Genomic DNA, 6,964 nt, shown 5'->3' on the forward strand with positions numbered 1-6,964 from the left:
GTGGAAAAAGACTACCCTCGCAGCATGGGTTGGCGAAAACCCCTACCGCACTCTGGTAGACTGCTCGGCAGCCAAGCAGGAACTCGGCTGGCAGCCCCGCTTCAGCATGTTCGACCCGGCCGCCGGCTATGAAGGGATGGGTTGAGTGGGTGTGGCGGGAAAAAAGTGTTTTGTTTTACACTTGATACAATGCTGCCAGCAGATCTTCTTCGTGCAGGTTCAGCAGGTTTGCAGCGGTTGAGGGGGAGGTCCCCTCGTCAATCTCAAAAAAGCTCGGCAGAACTTGCCGGAGGAGATCGCTCTGGCCGTAAAAATATTCCTTGAGCAGCGGGACGATTTGGAAGTTCCAGATGTCGTCTAACAGTTGGACTTTATCCTTGTTGGATTTGTTTTCCTTCAAGGGAAGAAAATAACTGTGCCCGATTTGGAAATCGGCGCCGCGTAATTCGGTGATGCTCCGATTGAGCTTGCGTAGAAATTCGCCCAGATTCAATTCCTGTTCACCGGTGGAAATCACGATTGTATCCAGTAAAGTTGGATCCGGTATCAGGTCAAGGAAAGCAAAGCGGCGGCGCAGTGCGACATCCATCAATGCAATGCTGCGGTCGGCCGTGTTCATCGTGCCGATGATGTAAAGGTTGGGTGGCACGCAAAAGGTGTCCTTACTGTAGGGTAGTACCACCGTCCATTTACCGCGTTTATCGGCTTCGATAAGTGTTATCAATTCCCCAAAAACTTTCGCAATATTCCCGCGGTTGATTTCGTCAATCACCAAAACATAATTGTGCCGCGGGTCGTGTTCTGCCTGAAGGCATAACTGACGGAAAATGCCGGGCTTGATCTCAAAGGAAAGACTGCTATTGGTGTTGCCGGTCAATCTTGGGCGCAGTCCTTCGATAAAGTCTTCGTATGCGTAGGATTGATGCAGGGTAATTTTATGAATAAAGGGGGCTGTGTTCGATGCTTTCCCGGCGGGTTGTACAGTTACCATATATTCAGCAATTCGATCGGCCCAGTAAGTTTTGCCCGTGCCGGGTGGTCCGGCCAGAATCAGGTTTTTGAATTGCAGTAGCAGACGCGCGGCTTGCTGGAGAATCTCGTTATCCGGTGGTGGGCCGCCGTTAACTACAGGTATCCCCTTCTTCCATTCGTGCTTGAGGTGATCGTAAAAGTCCAAAAGATGGCCCTGCGGATGGGCTTTACTCAACTTTTCTCGAATCTGGAGGATTTGTTGGTCCAGGTCATCGGTCGGCGTGGAAATATACTTTTTATAATACTCGGCTATCTGTTGTTTGTCGCTTGTGCTGATTATCCGTTCGTATTGATCCGGGAACATGAGGTATAAAATGGCATGGCGCATATCAATGGCCCGATCCATTTTGTTCGGAATGCTGTCGAGAATCTCCTCCAGCAACATTTGAACACGATGGGCATCTTCCAAAACTGCGCGTCGGTCCTGTTGCTCTTTTACCTTGATGGCGAACAGGACAAGAAGGCTTAGCTGCGCGTAACGGATATGGTATTTGAAGGAAGTTTTGCAAAAGCCCAGCTTACGGTGCGCTTCCCAAATAGGATTGTCGAAGTCTGGTAGGTCATAGCCGGCTTTTTCGGCAGCCCATTGGATATTCTTCAGGCGGGTATCCAGTTTGATATTTACCGAGGGCAGATAATAGACATAGTGAAGGTCGGCCGTGATGCCCCACAATTCTGGATAAGACTCGCCGAGCTGCCTTTCCAATTTTTCGGTAAAGCTTTGTGTGCCTAAATCAGGTGAATCAATCACCCGTTCTTTCCACTTTTTCAGGTTTTCCGGAGTCCAAAGCGGCCGATCGGGCCAGAGTAAGGAAGAGTCCTTAAGTAAGCAGCGGTTTTTGAACAGATCAAAGGTATCATACAGGGTCTGGTCTTGTATGCGGCGTGCCATCTTGCCTCCTTGAGGTCATTTTGAGTGGTTGTGGATGCAGGTCATTATCTCTCGAAATTCTTTAATCAAACCGTCCAGTTTATTCAGGGGCTGGTGAAGATTCAGGGTGGCGATAAATACACGGATGGGAGATTGCTCAATTTCCAAAACAAGAGGGACGGTTGGGCTTGTTTGGATTGAACGGGGGTAAATCAACAGGACATTCGGGCACTCGAAGCGAGTGGCGTAAGTGATCATCTGGTACAGGTCGTCTTTGACAACGTTCTGATAAGCGATCAGGTCTGGAAAATTTTTATATTTTGCATCAATAATCAGGCGGGTCTTTCCAAATGATTTTATTAAGATATCCGGTTTCAAATGAATAACCGGTTTTGCATTGGCAAGATGAGGTCGGGCAAGGTAACGGGGTGCTTTTCCACCCTGCGTTTCAACGGTGCATTCCTGCCATTCCCGAGGCAGAATCCGTTTTGCATTGAATTGGAGCAATCGGGTGACGAACCGCTCAAAAAGCTGGTTCATGTCCAGTGTAAACACAAATGCCTGCTGTTTTCCGGGCAACAGGGTGATGGAATGTCCGGTCAGGAAGAGACGGGCCAGGTCGAAGGCAGCCTTGAAGCGCTCGTTGAGGCGTGTAAAATGAATTTGATCCAGATGGAGCGAGGCGTGCGGATGAATCTGAACAGGGTGCAGCCAGTCATCCAGGTCGGCCAGCAAGTTACGGTTTGACTGTTCGCGGCTCAACGGCTGCATTTGACGGACTGCCAGCCGAAAGACGCGATTGAGCGGTGTGTCCGGCAGGAAGTCATCGTAATTAACATCCAGTCCTTCAATCAGGTTGGGATGATGTGAAAATTGGCGGGAAATGTTCCAGCGCCCCCGCAGAAAGGGCAGCCGATCCTCCTGCTGAACATAATCGCGGTGATAGCCCTGCCTCAATTGATTGAGCAGTTCGGTGGCAAACAGTTGGGTGAGCATTTCCAGCCATCCCGCCCGTGTGGTGCTCAAAGCCCCCAGCGTTTGGGAGTGTAATTTCAACCCGTTGACGTAAATGAACATGTGGATTAGATTGCGCGCCGCGGTGAGTTTCTCGCTCTCTTTTGGCGAAAGTGTGATGGGGGACGTTTTTTCTACACTGGGGTCATAATCAATTTTGGGCAGAATCTGGACGGTATGATGGTTGACTTGAATGACGCCCACATATTGTAGTGCCCGAATACCTTTGCGCTCCAGCCGGATGATTTCTGCTTGCTGGTTAATCTTCTCCAGGGTGTCCAACAATGGATCGCTGGGAGAAATGCCCAATTCCTGATAGGAGACCTTCTGCTGCTCAAAAAGGGTGATGCATGGGTTGGCTGACAATTGCACCTGATCCTTTATGAATTTGCGGTTTTGCTCCCCTGGTGGGGCGGCTTGATTCATTATACCTGAAAGGCACAGGTGAGACGGGGTGTTGCTTTGGGGCAAAACAGGCTTTGAGCCCAAATCGTTTCGTGTAGGTATGCTCGGTTTGTCTGAATGCCTGATTTGGCGGCGGCAGCGCGATTGGCAGCTTGAATTCAGCCGGTTTTGGTCGCTTTCCAAAATCCTTTTCAGAGTATAATTTGCTCATCCCTCATTCGTCATCATTCCGATGTTTCCAATCATCCCCCGGCGAAAAATTACCGGCTATTCGGCTGTTTTTTTGCCGTTTACCCCCCAGGGCCGCGTCAACTGGGATGCCTTTGCGACGCATGTTCAGCGCACGGCGCAGGCCGGTTTGATTCCGGCGGTGAACATGGATACCGGTTATGCTCACCTGTTGGATGCCGACACCCGCCGCGAGGTGTTGAACCAGACCCGCCAAACTCTGGGAGATTTCCCGTTTGTGGCAGGGACGGTGGTTCTCGACCGGCCCGGTGATGCCTTTGACCCGGCTGCTTATCAACACGAAATTGAGCAGATTCTCTCCTTTGGGGGCACGCCGGTCATCTTTCAATCCTACGGACTGAGCGCTTTGCCGCCGGCGCGCCTTTTAGAAGCCTATGCGGCCTTCGGGCGGGTGGCAGAGCGTTTTATCGCCTTCGAATTGGGCCAGATGTTTGCCCCCTTTGGTCAAATTTACGCGCTGGAAGTGTTTGAAGGCCTGCTGGGCATTCCGCAGTGTGTGGCAGCCAAGCATTCTTCACTCAGCCGCCGGCTGGAATGGGAGCGGCTGGCGCTGCGCGACCGTCTGCGTCCGGATTTTCAACTGCTGACCGGCAACGATCTGGCGATTGACATGGTGATGTACGGGTCGGACTACCTGTTGGGGCTTTCGACCTTTGCGCCGGATTATTTTGCGCTGCGCGACCGCTGGTGGCATGCGGGTGAGCCGCGCTTTTACGAATTGAACGACGTCTTGCAGTATCTCGGCTGGTTTGCGTTCCGCAATCCGGTGCCGGCTTACCGTCATTCTGCGGCTCAATTTCTCTGGCTGCGCGGCTGGCTGCCCGACAGCCAGCCGCATCCCGACTGTCCGCGCCGCCCGCAAAGCGACCTGGCGGTGCTGCGCCAGATTTTGAAAGGGTTGGAGCAATTCAGCCATGACTGACTATCCGCGCATGGCGCGTTTCACCAGCCCTGCGGCCCTGCGCGTCCGTTTGGGTGAACTGGGTCTGGATTTAGACCTGGATGATGTCTTGCTGCCCGCCTCCCAATCACCGCTGGCGCAAGCGTTGATGCTGCCGGAGGACGGCCGTCGGATTGGCAACCGCTGGTGCATTCAGCCGATGGAAGGCTGGGACGGCACCAGCGACGGCAAACCAACCGAGCTGACCATGCGCAGATGGCAGCGGTTTGGAGAGAGCGGCGCCAAACTCATCTGGGGCGGTGAGGCGGTGGCGGTCTGTCCGCAGGGGCGTGCCAACCCCAACCAGTTGTTGATCCAGGATGCCAATCTGCGCGAGCTGGAGCGCCTGCGCCAGACGCTGGTGGCAGCCCATACCACCCGCTGGGGTACGGAAGGTCTGCTGGTCGGCTTGCAGCTGACCCACTCCGGGCGTTTTGCGCGCCCCGAGGGCCGGCCGCAGCCGGTCATCCTGAATCATCATCCCATTCTCGACCGTCGCCTGGGATTGGACTCGTCCTACCCGCTGATGACCGATGCTCAACTGGATGACCTTGTTGGGGATTTTATACGGGCGGCGCGTCTGGCGCAGGCGGCCGGTTTTGACTTTGTGGACATCAAACACTGCCACGGCTATCTGCTGCATGAAATGCTCAGCGCGGTGGAGCGCCCCGGCGCTTATGGCGGAAGTCTGGAAAACCGCACCCGCTTTTTGCGCCAGGTGGTGAGCGGCATCCGCACGGAAGCCCCCGGTTTGCTGATTGGGGTGCGCCTCTCGGCGTTTGATTTCATCCCCTTCAAACCCGCCGCGGATGGCGTTGGGCAGCCGGAAGCGTGGCCGGAGGGGAAAGAGTATCCCTATGCCTTCGGCGGAGATGGCAGCGGTACAGGAATTGATTTGGAGGAGGTCAATCAGTTTCTTGGACTGCTCGAATCGCTGGGGGTACAACTGGTCAACCTGAGCGCCGGCAGTCCCTACTACTGCCCGCACATTCAGCGGCCAGCGCTCTTTCCCCCGTCTGATGGTTACCTGCCCCCCGAAGATCCGCTGGTTGGGGTTGCCCGCCAGATTCGGGTAACCGCGGAACTCAAAGCGCGTCACCCGCGGCTGATTTTTGTGGGTTCGGCCTATTCCTACCTGCAGGAATGGCTGCCGCAGGTGGCTCAGTGGAATGTGCGCCGCGGTGGAGTGGATTTTGTCGGTATCGGGCGGATGGCGCTGACTTATCCCGACTTGTGTGGGGATGTGTTGAGGGGTGTGTCTTTGCAGCGCAAACGAATTTGCCGAACCTTCAGCGACTGTACGACTGCTCCCCGCCTGGGACTGGTGAGCGGCTGCTACCCGCTGGATGACTTTTACAAAAGCCGTCCCGAAGCCGAACAGCTGGCGGCTGCCAAACGGAGACAACCATGAAAACCGTCTGGCTGGTGAGCGAGGGGTTGATTCACCCGCCGCTGGATGGGCGGCTGGCTCTGGGGCAGACGTTAAAGCGCAGCGGTGCATTTCAGGTGTTCCAGTGCCGCCGACTGGAGCAGCTCCCCGTGGATCTGAGCGGTGTTGCGGCGGTCGTGCTGTACCTTCACCGCCAGCAGGCAGAGGATACCGTGCTGCGCCGCCTGCTGGATTACGTCGCCAGGGGCGGGGGAGTGCTGGGGGTGCATTCAGCAACGGCTTCTTTCAAAACCAGCCCGGCTTATTTTGAATTGCTCGGCGGACGTTTCATCGGTCACGGCAGGGTGCAGCCGTTGCAATTTCGTCCGCTGCGCGAGGATCTGTTTGGCGGGATGGCGGCCTTTTCGGTCAGAGATGAATTGTATCATCACGAATTTCAGCCGAACGTCGAGGTTCACTGGCTGGCATCTGCCGGCGGGGAGGAAGCCCCGGCGGTGTGGACCTACCGTTATGCCGCCGGGCGGGTATGTTATCTGCTGCCGGGTCATCTGGGCAGCAGTCTGCGCCATCCCGCCGTGCGGGAAATCATCCGGCGGGGGCTGAATTGGGTCGTTTCGCCCGCGGAGGAAAATCCCTCATGAAGCGCCGGTTGAGGCTGGGAGTGGTGGGCTGCGGTGAGATCGCCCGATACACGGCGCTGCTGGCACGGTTCGTTCCGCGGCTGGTTCTGAGCGCCTGCTGTGACCATAATGACGAAAAAGCGCATCGCTTTGCGCGTCAATTCCGCATTCCGCTGGCGTTTACAGAGGTGGAAGAAATGCTGGAAACGGCCGGGCTGGATGCGGTTTATCTGGCGCTGCCGCATCACCTGCACGCAGGGATGATTCGCCGGGCGGTGGAGGCGGGAAAAGCCGTGCTAGTGGAAAAACCGCTTACCCGCAGGTTGAACGAAGGGATTGCGCTGATCAACTGGCTGGCGGAGCAGAATGTTAAAGTGGGGGTGAACTACCAGTACCGTTATGATACGGCTGCTTACCGTCTGGCTCAAGCCGTGCGCGCCGGT

6 protein-coding genes are annotated in these 6,964 nt (G+C 55.3%); 4 read left to right on the forward strand and 2 right to left on the reverse strand.

The window, feature by feature from the left end:
* Positions 1-175 precede the first annotated feature (175 nt).
* Together VAE48_RS07250 and VAE48_RS07255 are read right to left on the reverse strand one after the other, a co-directional pair.
* Complete coding sequence (locus VAE48_RS07250) at positions 176-1,924, reverse strand: McrB family protein (RefSeq protein ID WP_322792650.1); 1,749 nt, start codon at positions 1,922-1,924, stop codon at positions 176-178.
* A gap of 15 nt (positions 1,925-1,939) precedes the next feature.
* The gene (locus tag VAE48_RS07255) at positions 1,940-3,283 is read right to left on the reverse strand and encodes an McrC family protein (RefSeq protein WP_322792651.1); all 1,344 of its coding nucleotides are present in this window, start codon (positions 3,281-3,283) and stop codon (positions 1,940-1,942) included.
* 271 nt (positions 3,284-3,554) lie between these two features.
* Here VAE48_RS07255 and VAE48_RS07260 point away from each other — a divergent pair, with 271 nt between their 5' ends.
* From VAE48_RS07260 to VAE48_RS07275, 4 genes are all read left to right on the forward strand, one after another.
* On the forward strand, positions 3,555-4,493 hold the full coding sequence (locus VAE48_RS07260; protein WP_322792652.1) for a dihydrodipicolinate synthase family protein: 939 nt from the start codon (positions 3,555-3,557) through the stop codon (positions 4,491-4,493).
* Complete coding sequence (locus VAE48_RS07265; protein ID WP_322792653.1) at positions 4,486-5,922, forward strand: hypothetical protein; 1,437 nt, start codon at positions 4,486-4,488, stop codon at positions 5,920-5,922. The genes VAE48_RS07260 and VAE48_RS07265 overlap by 8 nt, the downstream gene beginning before the upstream one ends.
* Entirely contained in the window at positions 5,919-6,542 is a 624-nt protein-coding gene (locus VAE48_RS07270; RefSeq protein WP_322792654.1) for a ThuA domain-containing protein, read from the forward strand. The genes VAE48_RS07265 and VAE48_RS07270 overlap by 4 nt, the downstream gene beginning before the upstream one ends.
* The coding region (locus tag VAE48_RS07275; protein ID WP_322792655.1) for a Gfo/Idh/MocA family oxidoreductase at positions 6,539-6,964 on the forward strand (426 nt) is incomplete at its 3' end. The genes VAE48_RS07270 and VAE48_RS07275, both read left to right, overlap by 4 nt.

It is taken from the genome of Bellilinea sp. (genome assembly GCF_034432615.1).
In the GTDB taxonomy this organism is placed as follows: domain Bacteria; phylum Chloroflexota; class Anaerolineae; order Anaerolineales; family Anaerolineaceae; genus Bellilinea.

Coding starts and splice junctions, on each gene's coding strand:
- VAE48_RS07250 (WP_322792650.1), bottom strand. CDS start 1,924: ATGGCACGCCGCATACAAGACCAGACCCTGTATGATACCTTTGATCTG.
- VAE48_RS07260 (WP_322792652.1), top strand. CDS start 3,555: ATGTTTCCAATCATCCCCCGGCGAAAAATTACCGGCTATTCGGCTGTT.
- VAE48_RS07265 (WP_322792653.1), top strand. CDS start 4,486: ATGACTGACTATCCGCGCATGGCGCGTTTCACCAGCCCTGCGGCCCTG.
- VAE48_RS07270 (WP_322792654.1), top strand. CDS start 5,919: ATGAAAACCGTCTGGCTGGTGAGCGAGGGGTTGATTCACCCGCCGCTG.